Consider the following 14,538-nt stretch of genomic DNA (forward strand, 5'->3'; position numbering starts at 1 on the left):
CCCTATCTTCGGCAAGGGGGGGTTGCAGGGGGTTCTCCCCCTGCGATGAATCGGTGAGTGGTCAAACCTTCGACGGCCAGGAGCGACGGCTGGTCCGTGCGATCGTGTGCGCGTACACGCAGGCCGAGCTGCCGACGCCGTGGCTCGCGATCTTCCATCGCTTCGAGCGTGTGATGGAACGGGCCGGGCTCCGGATCCGGGTGCGCCTCTTCCCGCTCGAGGCGCTGCCCGAGGGATTCGAGGTCCTCGTCGTGCCGCCCGAGCTTCAGGAGGCAGCAGAGGCCCTCCAGACCGGCGCCCGCATCATCGTGACGACCCGCGCCGAGGCGCCGGCCAAGGCCGACGCGCTCCTACGCGAGATCGAGCGCGGCGAGACCCTGTACGCGGAGAAGGTGCGTCCCGGAGAACCGAAGATCATGACCCACCGCGGCGGCGACATCCTGTGAGCGAGGAGCTCGCCGCCCGCCTGCGTCGCGTGGAACAGCAGGTCCGCGTCTTCAAGGAGCTGCACCAGAGTGAGCTGCAGATCATCCTCGACGAGCTCACGGACATCGTGAAACAAGTCGATGCGGAGAGGGCCGCGGCCGCACGACCGGCGGAGACGAGCGAGGCCGATGCGGCCGATCCGGCGGCGTCGTCCCCGAAGCGTGCGAAGTGGCTTGCCGAGCAGGAGAGGAGGGCGGCCCCGAAGTCACGGCGCGAACTGCTGTTCGGGGAACGCGACGAAGACACATAGCTCGCTGACCGGGATCCACTGGCTTCTCAGCTTTTCGGACACCGCTCGCGGCGTGGGCTGGAACCCGCGCTCGAACCCGTCGCTCGAATGGAATCTGCGGCGAACGCGTGTGCTGCTCGACCTCCTGGGCGCGCCGGACCGGCGACTTGTCGTCGTGCTCGTCGCCGGCACAAAAGGCAAGGGCTCGACCGCAGCGCTGCTCGCGAGCGTGCTCGCGGCATCCGGCGTCCGCGCCGGCCTGTACACGAAGCCGCACCTGCAGACGTACCGCGAACGCATCCGCGTCGACGGCGAGATGATCTCAGCGGCGGACCTGGACGCGCGGATCGCCGAGATCCTTCCGCACTACACGGCGCTGCGCCGTCGCGTACCGATCGCCGGCGAGCCGACGACCTTCGAGCTCACCACGGCGCTCGCACTCGCGCACTTCGCGTTGACCGGCTGCGCGGTCGCCGTCGTCGAAGTCGGCCTCGGTGGCCGCTTTGACGCGACCAACGCGACCGATCCGCATGTCTCGATCATCACCTCGATCAGCCACGACCACACTCGCGAGCTCGGCACGACCCTCGGCAAGATCGCCTCGGAGAAGGCCGGGATCCTGCGGCCGGGCCGGATCGCGCTCGTCGCCGGGCAGGAGGCCGATGCGGCGCGCGCGATCCGAAGGGCGGCGCAGACGATCGCCGCGGTCTACACGGAGGTCACTCCGCTTTCGCCCGCCGCCGCGCGACGCGCAGGTCTTGCGTTGCACGGCGCGCACCAGCGGCAGAATGCCGCCCTGGCCATCGCAGCATCGCGCGCGCTCGCCGAGCACGGCGTGCCTTTCCACGAGCGGGCGCTCCCGCGCGGCCTGCGACAGCTCCGCTGGCCGGGTCGCTTCGAGGTCGTACGGGGCCGGCCGACCGTCGTGCTCGACGGCGCGCACAACGACGGGTCGGCGAAGGCGCTGGCGCGCACGCTCCATGCCGAGGTGCGCGGGCGGGTGCGCCTGATCATCGCGCTGATGCGGGACAAGGACGCGCGCGCGGTCGCGAAAGCGCTCGAGCCGATCGCGTCAGCCGTGTACGTCACGCGTCCCGACAGTCCGCGCGCCGCCGACCCCGCCGCGACCGCGCGACTCTTCCGCCGCACGACCGTCCGCACGTTCGACGACCTCGCATCCGCACTTCGCGCGGCACGCGCGGATGCCTCGTCCGGCGAAACCCTCTGCATCACCGGATCTCTGGCGCTGGTCGGGCAGGCGCGGACGCTCCTTGGACTGCCCGCGCTCGAGCGGCTCTGGGACTAATTCGCCGCGTACCACTCCCACGCGCTCCACGTCGCGACGTCCCAGCCGTTCGCGGCGTACCCGACGATTCGCGTTCGGAACGCGTCGTAGCGGCCACGGTCATACAGCCAGATCGCCACGGCGCGGTCGTTGAGGATGCCGAGGACCTCGCCGTACAGGTCGCGCCGCAACTCGCGGTCGAGAGTCCGGCCCGCCTCGTCGAGCAGGCGATCGACCCGCGCATCGCAGAAGCGCTCGTAGTTCGCGCCCGCGCCACTGTTCTCCAGGCGCGGGATCGCGTCGCAGCGATGCCGCTGCGACAAGTAGCTCTGCGGATCGGGGCTGGTGACACCGAGTCCTGCCTGCGCGAGCAGAAGATCGAAGTCGCCGCGTTTGCGCACGCCATTCGACTGCCAGGATCCGGTGAGGACCGCTGACGGAACGTTGGCGATACGAAGCTCGACGCCGATGGCGCGCCAGGCATCGACGAGGACCTGCTCGATCTGCTCGCGGAGCTTGTTGCCCGTCGTGCTCACGACCCGCAGAGAGAGGCGCGTGCCACCTTTCACTCGTACGCCGTCGTCGGCGCGGCGCCATCCCGCCTCGTCGAGCAGCCTCGACCCGCGGTCCGGATCGAAGCTCTGCTGCACGAGGCTGCCGGGCGCGGCCCAGCCGATCGGGATCTCGCTCGTGCCGGGGCGTGTGCGCCCGTAGAGGAGCTTGTCGACGACCAGCGCTTTCGGCGTTGCGTACGCGAGCGCGCGCCGCACCGAAACGTCGCCCAGCACCGGGTGGGCATCGGTCGCGGAACCGGGACGCATGAGGTTGAACGAGAGGGTTTCGACTGCGGGTGAGGGCACGCTGGTGATGCTGATGGCCGGGTCCGCCTCGAGCTCGACGGCGTCCGCTTCACTCAAGCTGCCCGCGGCGTCGACCTCACCTGCGCGGAGCTGCTGCTTTGCCGCCTCGACCGATGCGACGAATCGGAAGATGACCCGGTCGAGATAAGGCCGGCCGGCGACGCGATAGCGTTCGTTGCGCTCGGCGGTGACGTGATCGCCCGACACGAATTCGGTGATGCGGAATGGCCCGGTGCCCAGCGGCGCGCGCGAGTAGGCGGCGACCGCGGCCTCGGTCGCGCCCTCCAGGACGTGGCGCGGCAGCAGGGCATCGAAGCGGTTGGCGTAAGCCGCGTCGATCGCGCGGTAGCGGACCACCGCGGTCCTCTCATCGGGCGTCTCGATGTCGGTGATCAGGTCGTAGCCTTCCCGAGTCGCGGCGCGCGGGTCGGTCATCACGGAGCGCCAGGTGAACCGCACGTCCGCGCTCGTGAGCGGCGTGCCATCGGACCAGCGCAGCTCCGGTCGCAGCGTCCATCGCACGCTCATCGTGCCGTCCGCCTCCACACGCACGCCGCCATTCGTGTTCGTTGGCACGTCTGCCGCCAGGACGGCGCGCGGGTTGCCGGTCGGCGCGACCGCGGTGAGCCCCTCGACCGCGAGCCGATAGACGAGAGCATTGGTCTGGCTGCCTGTGGACCGAAAGGGATGCAGGGTCTCGGGCTCCTGCGCCGCGAAGACGATGGTCCCGCCGTGACGCGGCGGGGCCGCGGTCGTCGCTGAGGTGGTCGGCACTGACGATCGTGCCACGCAGCTGCTCGCGACGAGCCCGATGGCGATGAAGGCAGCGAGGCGTGAAACGCAGGCCCGGTCTCGCATCCGAAACCGATCGTAGTCGCTGCGCGTTCGCGCCCCCGATAGATCCAGAGCGGGAGCTCGAACACGCCACATGGCTTGTCGAGCAAGCGAACAAGGTCAAAGAGACCTAGCTGTCGGGCCGACCGTTGCACCGCATGTAACAGACTGCGTGCCCATTCCTGGGCCGGATCAGTGGGGTGTCATCTTCATAAGACGTCCGATCGCGGGTTTCCTCGCGCCCGCGAAGGGTCCACCATGCGAGTTCGATGAGGAAGGGGTTGGTCACCGCGTACTTTCTTGCGTGCACGCTTGTCGTTGCCTATTCGGCCGACGCGGTGCCCGCAACTGTGTCGACCCACGCGCCCGCCACCGCCACCACGTCCTCCATCGCGACGACCCCTGACATCGCAGCGCCTGCCATCGCCGAGCCTGCCATCGCAGCGCCTGCCACCGCTGAGGTGGCGCCCACGCGCGTGAGCGCTTTCGAGACCGAGGTGGAAAGCGTCCCGCCGTCTCGCGATCGCGTCATTCTCCAGGCACGCGAGCCACAGCGGTCGGTGGCCACCCCGGTGGTCGCCGACGAGGCCGCGGCATTGCTGCAGCAGCTCGTGACGGCAGAACGGGCGGTGCGCGATCCCGCCGTGACCGGCGGAGAGCTCGCATACATGGGACATCTCCAACAGCTTGTCTACCGGCGTCTCATCGAGCGTCCGGATCTGCGCGACGCGGTCTTCGCCGCCATCCCCGCGGACCTGCGCGGCTCCGCTGACTTCAACCTCGCGGCGGGCGCCGACCTCTGGCTCTTCGGTCCGGTCCGTGTCACGGAGCTGCCCGAATGGCGGATCGTGTCTGCGGCGCCGATGAACGACCTCCTTCGGTATTACCGCGAGGCCGAAGCTGAGTTCGGGGTGTCGTGGAGCTACCTCGCCGCGATCAACCTGGTCGAGACGCGCATGGGGCGGATCCGCGGCGACTCATACGCCGGCGCGCAGGGACCGATGCAGTTCATGCCGAAGACCTGGGATGCCTACGGCGACGGCGACGTCAACGATCCCCGCGACGCGATCCTCGCCGCCGCCCGCTACCTACGCGCGTCCGGCGCCCCCGCGGACATAGAGCGTGCGATCTGGCACTACAACCACGATCCGGAGTACGTCGATGCCGTCATGAAGTACGCCGCGGTCATGAAGGGCGACCCGAACGCCTTCCGCGGGTATTACGGATGGCAGGTGTACTACCAGACCGCGTACGGCACATATCTGCTTCCGGTGGGCTGGTCCAAGGACTGACCTAGCAGCGATGGCGCGAGCGGCCAGCTGCTGAACGTTGGTGGTGCTGCAAGCCTCACGGTCCGCTTCGCGCCGACCCAGTTCGGAGCCATGCAGGCGCAGCTCGACTTCCCGAATGACGCCGTGCCGGCTCCGCTCGACGTCGATCTGGCGGGGACCGGAGTCGGTGCGAAGCTCGACGTCGAGCCGCCGAGCATCAACTTCGGGCTGCGGCTCATCAACACGACGAGCGCCGCGGTGACACTGACGCTCACGAACACGGGCAACGCGAACCCGGTCCTCGCAACGCTCGCCATCGGCGGCGTGGATGCCGCCGCGTTCGCGATCGTGACCGACTGCTCGGGTCAGACGCTCGCGCCCGGCGCGCACACGAACTGCGATCTCACGTTCACCCCCATCGACGACCGGGCCGAAGAGCGCGGACCTGCGGATCCCAAGCAACGAAGCCGGCAGCCCGCAGCTCGTTCCACTCGCGGGGCAGGGCATCGTCAGCTGAGTCGCTACGCCGCGCGCCGCCTCCGGTAGATCCAGACCGTCAGCTCGAGGCCGATGGCCAGGAGGGCGAGGATGCCGAGCACGATGAGCTCGGGCGTCACCTGGAACGGAAGGGTTGAGCTCTTCGGTGAGGTCGGCGTTCGCGTGATGCCGAATCCGGTCGAGACCTGGGACTTCTCCGCGAGCGCCGCCTTTCCGGCCGCGTCCAGGGTCACCGAGTAGATCTCGAAGTTGCCGGTGCGCGGTGAGAAGAACAAGAGCTCGGTGCCGTCCTTGTTCAGCTCGAATGGGCCCTGCGCCTGGATGTTCTGTGCGAGGTCCACGCGTGCGGTCGAGAGGTCGTTGGGATCGACGATCCACAGATCCGTGTAGCTCTGGATGGCCGTGACGGTCTCGGTCACGTAGACCAGGCGACCGTCCGCGAGGAACACCGGGAAGTGGCTCTTCTCGCCAACGGGTGAGATCGGCGTTGCGGCCCCGGACGTGAGCGAGGCCATGAGCATCACGCGCGCGTTGTCGCCGTCGGAGAACGCGATCTCGCGTCCGTCGGGCGACCACCGCGCCGCATGGCACGCGAAGGTGCACTGGTTGTTCGCCTCCGTCGCGAGATCCTTCGTGACCGGCGCGGGGTTCCCGCCGTCCTTGGCGACGGTCCAGAGGTTCATCGTCCCGAGGTTGTAGAGGAAGAACGCGATGGTCTTCCCATCGGGGCTGAAGCTCGGGAACTGCGAGGTCATGCCGAGCTTGGTGACCTGCGTCCGGTTCTTCGACGCGACGTCGATGAGCGCGATCTCGCGCCGGATCTCCGTGCCGGTGTCGACGGCGATCGACTTCCCGTCGGGGCTCCAGTTGGGATGACGGTCGTCGTTGTCGCCGCTCGTGAGCTGTCGCAGGTTGCTTCCGTCGGTGTTCATCACGTAGATGTGGTACGGGCCGTCGCGATTGCTCTGGAACGCGATGCTCTTGCCGTCATGGCTCCACGATGGGCGGACGTTCGTGGCCGTGCTGCTCGTGAGCTGGCGGATCGGCGACGCGCCGATCGCGCTGGCGTGCGCGCTGAGCAGCATGACGGCGAGGGCGAGGTACAGGACGCGCAGGGCGTACATGCGGCTCATCGTCTACGCGGCCCCGGACGAATCGGATGTCATCATCCGCACGCACTCGCGAGCGAGCAGGATCGCGAAGCCTGCGATCAACACGCCTCCCAGGAGAAGCGAAAGCTGTGCCAGGATCCCTTCCTTCGCCGCGGTCTTGGCCACGAAGGCGCTGGTTACGAAGAAGTAGGCTACGGCGAGGTTCGCCAGAGTCCAGAGAAGGCCCGAAACTGCGACCAAACGCCTCACCCGTCGCCACCGCTGGCGACCCCGGCCGCCGATCCGCCACGCTCCGTCGAGCCCTGCCGGCCGGCCGGCACCGAGCCCTCCTTCACCCAGGTCGTCGCCATGGAGACCATCAGCGGCCAGCGCGGGAGCGTGTAGCGCAGGTGGTCGAGCAGCTTGACGACGATGCCCACCATCGCCGCGACGTGGAGCGTCGAGGCGACCCAGAGGCCGAAGCCCGGCACCGGTACGACGTAGCGCCCGGCCTTGATGAGACCGGTGATCGTGATGAGCGCGAGGAGGATCGACCAGCTCGGGAACTCGACGACCTTCTCGTAGAACGAGAACTTTCCCGCCGGCGGCCGCGGCTGGTTGAGATCGATGCGCAGCAGCTTCGCGTAGGGCCCGCGTATCCGTGGGGGCAGCTCGTAGGCGAGCCCGAGCAGATGACGGGACCACTGGCCGCGCGGGACGAGCAACGATCGGTCGCCGGTCATCCAGAGGTACGACACGAACGCCGCGACGGCGAAGAGGACGACGGACGCGCCGATGTAGTGGACGCGGTAGAAGAGGTAGAGCGGGATCGGCAGGTTCACATCGAGGATGCCGCCGAGGTACTGCCACATGCCCGTGGGCAGGGCCAGGACGAAGCCGAGCGTGAGGACGGCGTGTCCGAACACCGTGCCGGGACTCCAGCGCCGCACCACACCACCGGAGCGCACCTTCGCGCCGTACGTCCTCGCCATCAGCATGCCGGCGGCGAAGCCGAACGCGATAACGAACGGCAGCGCCTTGATGAACACGAAGTTGTCCGAAAGCTCGTTGCTCCACGGCTGCGCGCCGGATCCCGCCTGGCCGACTGCCGTCATGACACCGAATGCGGCGATTGCCAGGCCGGCCACGACAACGAGCCAGGTGACGATCCTCACGTGCTCACCGGCGCCGCGTTACGCCTTGCCCTGAGCCGGACTGCCCTCGAACGTTTGGAGCGCGCGCAGCTTGTTCCAGGTCTCTTTGGTCGATGCGGGAGCGTCGAGGCATAGCCGCCCGGGCTCGGTCTTGATGATCCCCTGGCGGATCCGGATGTTGACCGGGCAGCGCTCGACGCACGCGGGTCCACCGTCACGCCAGAAGCACAGGTCGCACTTCGCGAACGTGTCGGCGACCGGGTCGTAGGTGATGCGCGACTTCTGCGGCGGGGAGTCACCGTGATTCGTCGCGTTCGTGAGGTCGCTCGTCGGGAAGATGCACGCCTCGTTGCAGCGGCCGCACGACACACAGGTGTCCTCGCGGATGAATCGCGCACCGGTGCGCGGCTCGACCTGCAACGCGTCGACCGGGCAGACGTAGAGGCATTCGGCGGTCGGACACTGGAGACAGGGCTCCTGATGGAACTGGCCGCGGTCGGGATACGCGGCCTGGATCAGCGGGTCGACCTTCGTCTGAGGGTCGTTGAAGATGCGGATGCGCGGAACATCAGAAAGACCCGCCCGCTTGTGCTCCTGCGAGCAGATGACCTCGCATGTGAGACAGCCGATGCACAGCGTCGGGTCTGGGAAGACGACAGCTTCGGCGAACTTCGCCGTGCGCGGCGTCGCGGCGCTCGCGACGGCTGTGCCGCCGAGCGCTTCCAGTGCAACGAACGCGACGATCGGTGCCGCTCCTCGCAGGAGATCGCGACGCGAAACGTCGGTCCCGTTGGCCTGTCCGCCGTGCCTGTTCGGGCCTGAATCCACCGCAGGGGCAAGTTAGACACCCTGCCAGCCTTCGTCAACGCGACCGGTTTTGTTGTTTGCGCAAAGCGAAGGATCAGTCGGCGGGCCGCTCGAGATCGGCTCGTGTGTCCACATCGCGGATCACGCCGGCGTCGTCCACGTCGAGGTCGACGCGCTCGTCTTGATGACGATGTATCACGTCGTGAAGATTCGCAGTCGGCGCGGTCGCCGCGATCTCGTCGCGAAGTGTGAGCGGCATCACGACGGGGTGCCCGCGCTTCCCGCGGTAACGCGGTGAGACGATCGCGGGTCGCTCGCGATATTTCGCGATCAGCGCGCGCACCGTCCCCGGCTTGACGTAGGGCATGTCGCCCGGCAGCACGACGAGCGCGTCGCCGTTCGCGGTCGCGACGCCCACTTGGATCGACGAGAACATGCCGCGCGACGGGTCGGGGTTCTCGACCGGTCGCACGCGTGGGTCGTTCATCGCGTTCACGTCGCGCTCGAGCTCGCGCCGCGCGTCGGCACCGACGACGACGATCACCTCGGTGACGCCGCCTTCGAGCAGGCTGCGGATGGTGTGGTCGAGGAGCGGCTCGCCCGCGATCGGCGTGAGGAGCTTCTTGCCACCGAAGCGCTCCGCCGATCCTGCCGCCGTGACGACGGCCACGGCGCGGAAGGTGTCAGGCATCGCGGAGGGATCGTAGGGCGCGCTCGGTGAAGATGCGGGCCGCGCGCTTGCGCTGCGAGATCGTTCCTGACGTGTTGTCCATCGGACGCGCCGCCTTGTACACCGCATCGGCCGCCGCGGCGATCGCTTCGTCACCGAGCTTCGTCCCGATGAGTGCCCTCGCGTCGACGGAGACGGGGCGCGACGCGAGCGCAGTGACGGCGATGCGCGCCTCGGTGACGGCGCCGCCGTCGATCCGGACGGCCGCGGCGACACCGGCGATCGGGAAGTCGAAGGAGTTGCGATCGCGCAGCTTGAGATACGTGCTCCGCCATCCCGTCGCATCCGGCAGCGTCACGGAGACGACGACGTCATCGCGACCGATCGTGAGGTAGCGGATGCCGTCCTCCCGGTACAGGTCGGCGAGATCGAGGTCGCGTCGGCCATCCGCGTTCTCGACGGTCACCTTCGCGCCCAGCGCGATGAGCGCGGGCACCGTGTCGGCGCTCGCGACCGCGAGACAGCGTGGGCTCGAAGGCGCGACGCGGCACACGACCGCTGGATGGGTCTTCATGCAGTAGCCCTCGGCCGTGCGCCAGAACAGGGACTGGTCGTACCAGTTGCATCGCGTGTCGAGGCAGAGGTTGCCGCCGATCGTCCCCATGTTGCGCAGCTGCGGCGTCGAGACCACGCCCGCGGCCTGCGCGAGCGCCGTGTACTTCGCGCGCACCGTCGGATGCGCGGAGACCTCGGTCAGCGTCGCGCCGGCGGCGATGCGCAGCGCCGACCCGTTGCTGATCTCGCGCGCCCCCTTCACGCGTCCGAGCGAGACGAGGATCCGTGGTGTGAACTGCCGGCGCTTCATGTTCGGGAAGAGATCCGTCCCACCCGCGACAAGCATCACCGGAACGTTCGGCGTGCCACTCGCGATGTCCGACGCGGCAGCGCCGTGATCGCGCAGCAGCGTCGCCGCCTCGGTCCACGTCGTGGGTTCGACCATTCGAAAGCGCGGGAGTCGCAGCATCGTCTAGTCCGCCTTCGTCCCGGTCTTCTTGCGCTCGCGCGCGTCGGTCGATGCGGTGAGTCTGCGGATCGCGTTCCTCGGGTCGACCTTGCCGTCGCCGAGCCCATCCGGCCCGATGCGGTCCTTCGGCGCGCCTCGGTTGTCGCGCTTGCCGAGCGCGTCGAGGATCTTGTCCGCGGTGATCGGGGTCTCGTCGAAGCGCACGCCGATCGCGTCGTAGACCGCGTTCGCGATGGCCGGGACGACAGAGTTCAGCGGACCCTCGCCCGCCTCCTTCGCGCCGTAGGGACCCTCGCTGTCGTTGGTCTCGATGAGGATCGCCTCAAGTTCCGGCGTGTCGAGCGACGTCGGCAGCTTGTAGTCGAGCAGTGACGGTTTCTTGTGGAGCCCGCCGCGGAAGATCTGCTCCTCGACCATGACCTCGCCATACCCCATGTACGCGGAGCCCTCGATCTGCCCCTCGACGTTCGCCGGATTCAGGGCCCGGCCGCAGTCGTGCGCCGTCGTGATCTTGTCGACGGTGAGCGTGCCCGTCTCCAGATCTACGGATACCTCGGCGACGGATGCCTGGTACGAGTACGCGGGCGTCGGACCAACGCCGGCGCCCTTGTAGCTCCCGCCGATGCCGGCCGGCGGCTTGTAGCTGCCCGCTGCGACGAGTGTCCCGTGCTTCCCCTCGGCGAGGTTCGCGGCCTCGACGAATGACAGGAACTTCTCCGTGTCGCGCAGGTCGTACACGCGCCGGTAGGCCGTCGCGAGCCGCTCCACCGGTACGCCGAGCTTCTCCGACGCGGCTTCGAAGAGCAGGGCGCGCAGCTTCATCGCCGCGTCCTTGACCGCGTTGCCCGCCATCATCGTGACGCGGCTCGAGTACGAGCCGAGGTCGACCGGCGCGAGCGAGGTGTCGCCCGAGACGACATGCACGTCCTCAGGCAGCACGCCGAGCGCCTCCGCGGCGACCGACGCGAGCATGTTGTCGGAGCCCTGGCCGATCTCCGCGGTGCCGCACATGACCGTGACGCCGCCGCCGCGGTCGATGCGGATCTCGGCGCCGGAGTGCGGCATCGGGTTCCAGTAGATCGGCAGGCCCGCGCCGGAGATGTACGCACTGCCCGCGACGCCGATGCCCTTTCCCTTGGGAAGGCCTTCGCGCTTGGCGTCCCAGCCCGTCGCCTTGCGCACGGCGGCGAGGCACTCGCCCAGGCCCATCGTCGTGATGCGCAGGTCGTTCACCGTCCGCGAGTTGGCAGGCTGCAGGACGCGTAGCCGGTACTCGATCGGATCGAAGCCGAGCTCCGTCGCGATCTTGTCGAGCTGGCACTCGAATGCGTACCGCGGCTGCGTCGTGCCGTGGCCGCGCTTGGGCCCGCACGGCGGCTTGTTCGTGTAGACACGCACGCCGTCGAACTTGTAGGCGGGGATCCGGTACGTGACGGTCATGAGCGCGCCGGTGTAGTAGGTCGTCGCGATGCCGTACGACGCATACGCGCCGCCGTCGAGGTAGCTCTGGAAGTGCACCGCGGTGATCTCTCCGTCCTGCTTCACGCCGGTGCGCAGGTGCATCTTCACCGGGTGGCGGCCGCGGTGCGCATAGAAGACCTCCTCGCGGTCGAGCGTGAACTTCACGGGCCGCTTCGTGCGCATCGAGAGGAGCGCGGCCGAGAACTCGTGCCCGAACGGATCGCTCTTCCCGCCAAAGGCGCCGCCGTTCGGCGTCGCGATCACGCGGATCTGCGAACGCGGCAGCTTCAGCACCTTCTCGAGCTCGCGGTGCACGTAGTGGGGGACCTGCGTCGCCGTCCACAGCGTGAGCTTGCCGTTGCCGTCGTACGACGCGACGCAGGAGTGCGTTTCGATCGGCGCGTGCGTGTTGCCTTCGAAGAACGACCAGTCGTCGCGGATCAGGTCGGCTGCCGCGAAACCGGCGTCGAGGTCGCCGAACGCGAGGTGGACCTCTTTGAAGACATTCGCGCGCCGCGAGTCCTCGTGGATCTTCACGTCCTCGCGAACCAGCGCCTCCTCGATCGTGAAGATCGGCTCGAGCGGCTCGTAGTCGACGTCGATGAGCGAGAGCGCCTCGTAGGCGGCGTCCTCGTCGAGCGCGGCGACCGCCGCGACCGGCTCGCCGACGTACCGCACCTTGTCCACTGCGAGTGCCGTCTCGTCCTGCGTCGACGGCATGATCCCCATCTTCTCGGGCATGTCGGCGCCGGTCACGATCGCGACGACGCCGGGGTGAGCGAGCGCGCGCGATACGTCGACACGCTTGATCCGCGCGTGGGGCTGGGTGGAGCGCAGCAGGCGTCCGTGGAGCATCCGCGGCAGGCGGATGTCGTCCGCGTACAGCGCCGTTCCGGTGAGATGCGCCCAGGCATTGACCTTCGGAAGACGGCGCCCCAAGACCGAGAACTCGCTCATGTCGGCTTCGCGGCCGCCTTCTCGATCGCTTCATAGATCGAGGTGTAGCCCGTGCAGCGGCAAAGGTTTCCGCTGATCGTGTCCGCCATCTGCTCGCGGGTGGGGTGGGGATGCGCATCGAGGAGCGCTTTCGCCGAGAGGAGCATCCCGGGTGTGCAGTAGCCGCACTGCGCAGCACCCTCTTCGGCGAACGCGATCTGCAGCGGATGCAGCTCGGGTCCGTTCGCGAGTCCTTCGACCGTCGTTACTTCGGCCAGGCCGATCTGCTGCGGCAGGACGAGACAGGACAACACCTGGCGGCCGTCGACGAGGACCGTGCACGCGCCGCATTCGCCAAGTTCGCAGCCGTGCTTCGTGCCCGTGAGCCCGAGCTCCTCGCGCAGCACCTCGAGCAGCGTGTGATGAGGCTCGGCAGCAAGGGTGTGCAGTTCGCCATTGACGCGAAGCGTGATGAGCGACTTCGTCACGCGCTGACCGCCTGACCGTGCGGAGGCGCGCCGATGCGCCGCGACATCGCGGCGGCGGCGCTCGCGCAGCGCTCGCCGATCCGACGCAGCGTCCTCAGGTCGATCCGTTCCCTGAAACCGACCACCATGACGGCGGCCACACGCTGGCCGCGCGCGTCCGTCACTGGCGCGGCGACGGCACGCACGCCGCGGAAGAGCTCCTGGTCGTCGTAGCCGATCGCCTCACCGTGGAGCAGCACCCTCCCGTGCGCGCCCGCATCGAGCGGCAGTCGCCGCCCGAGCGGCGCGCTCATGTGCAGTCCAGTGCTCGGCTCGGCCCGCGCCGCGATCTCGAGCTTGCCGTCGTGGACAACGCCGAGGACCGCGGTCTCACCGAACGTCTCCATCAGGCTGACCAGGTGTGGCTGCGCGAGCGCGCGCAGATCCGGAGAGCTCGCGTCCGCGAGCGCGCGCAGCTCCGGACCGAGGCGGAAGCGCGTGTCGGGGTCACGTACGACGAAGCCGTGAGTGTCCAGGGTGAGGAGGATGTCGCGCAGCGTGCCCTTGGAGACGCCCAGCGATCGCGCGAGCTCGGAGATGCCCTGTGGCCGCCCACCGTCGGCCAGTGCGCGCAGCACGCGCGCGGTCTTGTCGACCGCCGGCACGGGCCGCAAGCTCCCCGTATTCCCTGCCATACGCGTACGCAGGATAGTACGACGGCGAAAACATGCCGAGATGGGACCCTAGACTCCGCGCAAGCCCGAGGAGGAACGAGATGCCGACGATCAAGCTGCCCGAGGAATCTCAGCACAACGACATGGTCAAGAAGGTCGACGCCATGATCCGCGAGATCTCGAAGGCGCCGAGCATGACCGCGTCGACCCGTGCGCTCGGCCTGCGGCCCTCGATCCTCATCGGCGAGCACCAGGAGCTCGCGCACATCATGGCCAAGCGCGGGCTTCTGAACCTGCAGAACCACATGATCGGCCTCGCAGTGGCGGCGGCGAGGTCCGCGCCGTACGAGCTGCACGCGCACACGCGGAGCCTCCAGCTCGAATACGGGCTCGACAGCGGGCAGATCGTCGAGCTCGCGGCGACCGTCGCGCACGTCACGAGCATCAACGTGTTCGAGAGGGCGATCCTCGCCTTCAACGACAACGCACCCATGCGCGCGCAGGATCCGTCGGCCCCTGTGCTCGTCGAGGTGCGGCAGAAGCTCGGGAGCGTGCCGCGGTACTTCCTCTACATGGCGAACGATCCGAAGTACACGAAGATCGTCCTCGACCGTGAGGTCGCCACCGTGCACGAGGGCGAGGTCTCCCGCCTCAACAAGGAGCTCGTCGCGTATGCCACCAGCGTCGTCAACGACGGAAAGCTCTCGATGCTCTACCGCGCCGAGGTGCTACGGAGCCTTGGACTCACGAACGAGCAGCTCTTCGAAGTGACGACGGTCGTGAGCATCTTC

The 14,538-nt window shown here is 68.4% G+C and carries 16 protein-coding genes; 6 read left to right on the plus strand and 10 right to left on the minus strand.

Going from position 1 to position 14,538, the window contains the following annotated elements:
- Nucleotides 1-53: 53 nt before the first annotated feature.
- The 3 genes from VI056_08610 to VI056_08620 are packed head-to-tail and all read left to right on the plus strand — an operon-like array spanning nucleotide 54 to nucleotide 2,021.
- Nucleotides 54-446, plus strand: a complete 393-nt coding sequence (locus tag VI056_08610) for a hypothetical protein (protein HEY6203093.1) — start codon at nucleotides 54-56, stop codon at nucleotides 444-446.
- Nucleotides 443-736, plus strand: coding sequence for a hypothetical protein (locus VI056_08615; protein HEY6203094.1), 294 nt, complete (start codon nucleotides 443-445; stop codon nucleotides 734-736). Before VI056_08610 ends, VI056_08615 begins: the two co-directional genes overlap by 4 nt.
- Before the next feature lie 52 nt (nucleotides 737-788).
- The gene (locus tag VI056_08620; GenBank protein ID HEY6203095.1) at nucleotides 789-2,021 is read left to right on the plus strand and encodes a cyanophycin synthetase; all 1,233 of its coding nucleotides are present in this window, start codon (nucleotides 789-791) and stop codon (nucleotides 2,019-2,021) included.
- Here VI056_08620 and VI056_08625 read toward each other — a convergent pair.
- On the minus strand, nucleotides 2,018-3,634 hold the full coding sequence (locus VI056_08625) for a peptide ABC transporter substrate-binding protein (GenBank protein HEY6203096.1): 1,617 nt from the start codon (nucleotides 3,632-3,634) through the stop codon (nucleotides 2,018-2,020). The two genes, VI056_08620 and VI056_08625, sit on opposite strands and share 4 nt — an antisense overlap.
- Before the next feature lie 329 nt (nucleotides 3,635-3,963).
- On the opposite strand from VI056_08625, the gene VI056_08630 reads away from it, so the two are divergent.
- Nucleotides 3,964-4,986 carry a lytic murein transglycosylase gene (locus tag VI056_08630; GenBank protein HEY6203097.1) on the plus strand — a complete coding sequence of 341 codons (1,023 nt, stop codon included), beginning with the start codon at nucleotides 3,964-3,966 and terminating at the stop codon, nucleotides 4,984-4,986.
- 90 nt (nucleotides 4,987-5,076) lie between these two features.
- Nucleotides 5,077-5,511 carry a choice-of-anchor D domain-containing protein gene (locus tag VI056_08635; GenBank protein HEY6203098.1) on the plus strand — a complete coding sequence of 145 codons (435 nt, stop codon included), beginning with the start codon at nucleotides 5,077-5,079 and terminating at the stop codon, nucleotides 5,509-5,511.
- Here the strand turns inward: VI056_08635 and VI056_08640 are convergent.
- The 9 genes from VI056_08640 to VI056_08680 form a co-directional block, all read right to left on the minus strand.
- A complete protein-coding gene (locus tag VI056_08640) occupies nucleotides 5,487-6,587 on the minus strand; it encodes a hypothetical protein (GenBank protein HEY6203099.1) in 1,101 nt (366 codons plus the stop codon). The two genes, VI056_08635 and VI056_08640, sit on opposite strands and share 25 nt — an antisense overlap.
- Before the next feature lie 12 nt (nucleotides 6,588-6,599).
- Nucleotides 6,600-6,740: a hypothetical protein gene (locus VI056_08645; protein HEY6203100.1), complete on the minus strand. Its 141-nt coding sequence runs from the start codon at nucleotides 6,738-6,740 to the stop codon at nucleotides 6,600-6,602.
- 80 nt (nucleotides 6,741-6,820) lie between these two features.
- Nucleotides 6,821-7,729, minus strand: coding sequence for a hypothetical protein (locus VI056_08650; GenBank protein ID HEY6203101.1), 909 nt, complete (start codon nucleotides 7,727-7,729; stop codon nucleotides 6,821-6,823).
- Between the two features lie 18 nt (nucleotides 7,730-7,747).
- Nucleotides 7,748-8,536 (minus strand): hypothetical protein, encoded by a 789-nt coding sequence (locus VI056_08655; GenBank protein ID HEY6203102.1) that lies wholly within the window; start codon nucleotides 8,534-8,536, stop codon nucleotides 7,748-7,750.
- Between the two features lie 73 nt (nucleotides 8,537-8,609).
- Complete coding sequence (locus tag VI056_08660) at nucleotides 8,610-9,206, minus strand: nucleotidyltransferase family protein (protein ID HEY6203103.1); 597 nt, start codon at nucleotides 9,204-9,206, stop codon at nucleotides 8,610-8,612.
- Nucleotides 9,199-10,209, minus strand: a complete 1,011-nt coding sequence (locus VI056_08665) for an FAD binding domain-containing protein (protein HEY6203104.1) — start codon at nucleotides 10,207-10,209, stop codon at nucleotides 9,199-9,201. Before VI056_08665 ends, VI056_08660 begins: the two co-directional genes overlap by 8 nt.
- A 3-nt stretch (nucleotides 10,210-10,212) precedes the next feature.
- The gene (locus VI056_08670) at nucleotides 10,213-12,627 is read right to left on the minus strand and encodes a molybdopterin cofactor-binding domain-containing protein (protein ID HEY6203105.1); all 2,415 of its coding nucleotides are present in this window, start codon (nucleotides 12,625-12,627) and stop codon (nucleotides 10,213-10,215) included.
- Nucleotides 12,624-13,094, minus strand: coding sequence for a (2Fe-2S)-binding protein (locus tag VI056_08675; GenBank protein HEY6203106.1), 471 nt, complete (start codon nucleotides 13,092-13,094; stop codon nucleotides 12,624-12,626). The genes VI056_08670 and VI056_08675 overlap by 4 nt, the downstream gene beginning before the upstream one ends.
- Complete coding sequence (locus VI056_08680; protein HEY6203107.1) at nucleotides 13,091-13,738, minus strand: helix-turn-helix domain-containing protein; 648 nt, start codon at nucleotides 13,736-13,738, stop codon at nucleotides 13,091-13,093. The genes VI056_08675 and VI056_08680 overlap by 4 nt, the downstream gene beginning before the upstream one ends.
- 110 nt (nucleotides 13,739-13,848) lie before the next feature.
- On the opposite strand from VI056_08680, the gene VI056_08685 reads away from it, so the two are divergent.
- Nucleotides 13,849-14,538: hypothetical protein (locus VI056_08685; GenBank protein ID HEY6203108.1), on the plus strand; the 690-nt coding region annotated here is incomplete at its 3' end.

It is taken from the genome of Candidatus Limnocylindria bacterium (genome assembly GCA_036523395.1).
Taxonomy (GTDB): domain Bacteria; phylum Chloroflexota; class Limnocylindria; order P2-11E; family P2-11E; genus CF-39.

Bases quoted from the DNA above. Each gene is read 5' to 3' on its own strand.
- VI056_08630 (HEY6203097.1), top strand. From the start codon at position 3,964: ATGAGGAAGGGGTTGGTCACCGCGTACTTTCTTGCGTGCACGCTTGTC.
- VI056_08635 (HEY6203098.1), top strand. From the start codon at position 5,077: ATGCAGGCGCAGCTCGACTTCCCGAATGACGCCGTGCCGGCTCCGCTC.
- VI056_08640 (HEY6203099.1), bottom strand. From the start codon at position 6,587: ATGTACGCCCTGCGCGTCCTGTACCTCGCCCTCGCCGTCATGCTGCTC.
- VI056_08660 (HEY6203103.1), bottom strand. From the start codon at position 9,206: ATGCCTGACACCTTCCGCGCCGTGGCCGTCGTCACGGCGGCAGGATCG.
- VI056_08665 (HEY6203104.1), bottom strand. From the start codon at position 10,209: ATGCTGCGACTCCCGCGCTTTCGAATGGTCGAACCCACGACGTGGACC.
- VI056_08670 (HEY6203105.1), bottom strand. From the start codon at position 12,627: ATGAGCGAGTTCTCGGTCTTGGGGCGCCGTCTTCCGAAGGTCAATGCC.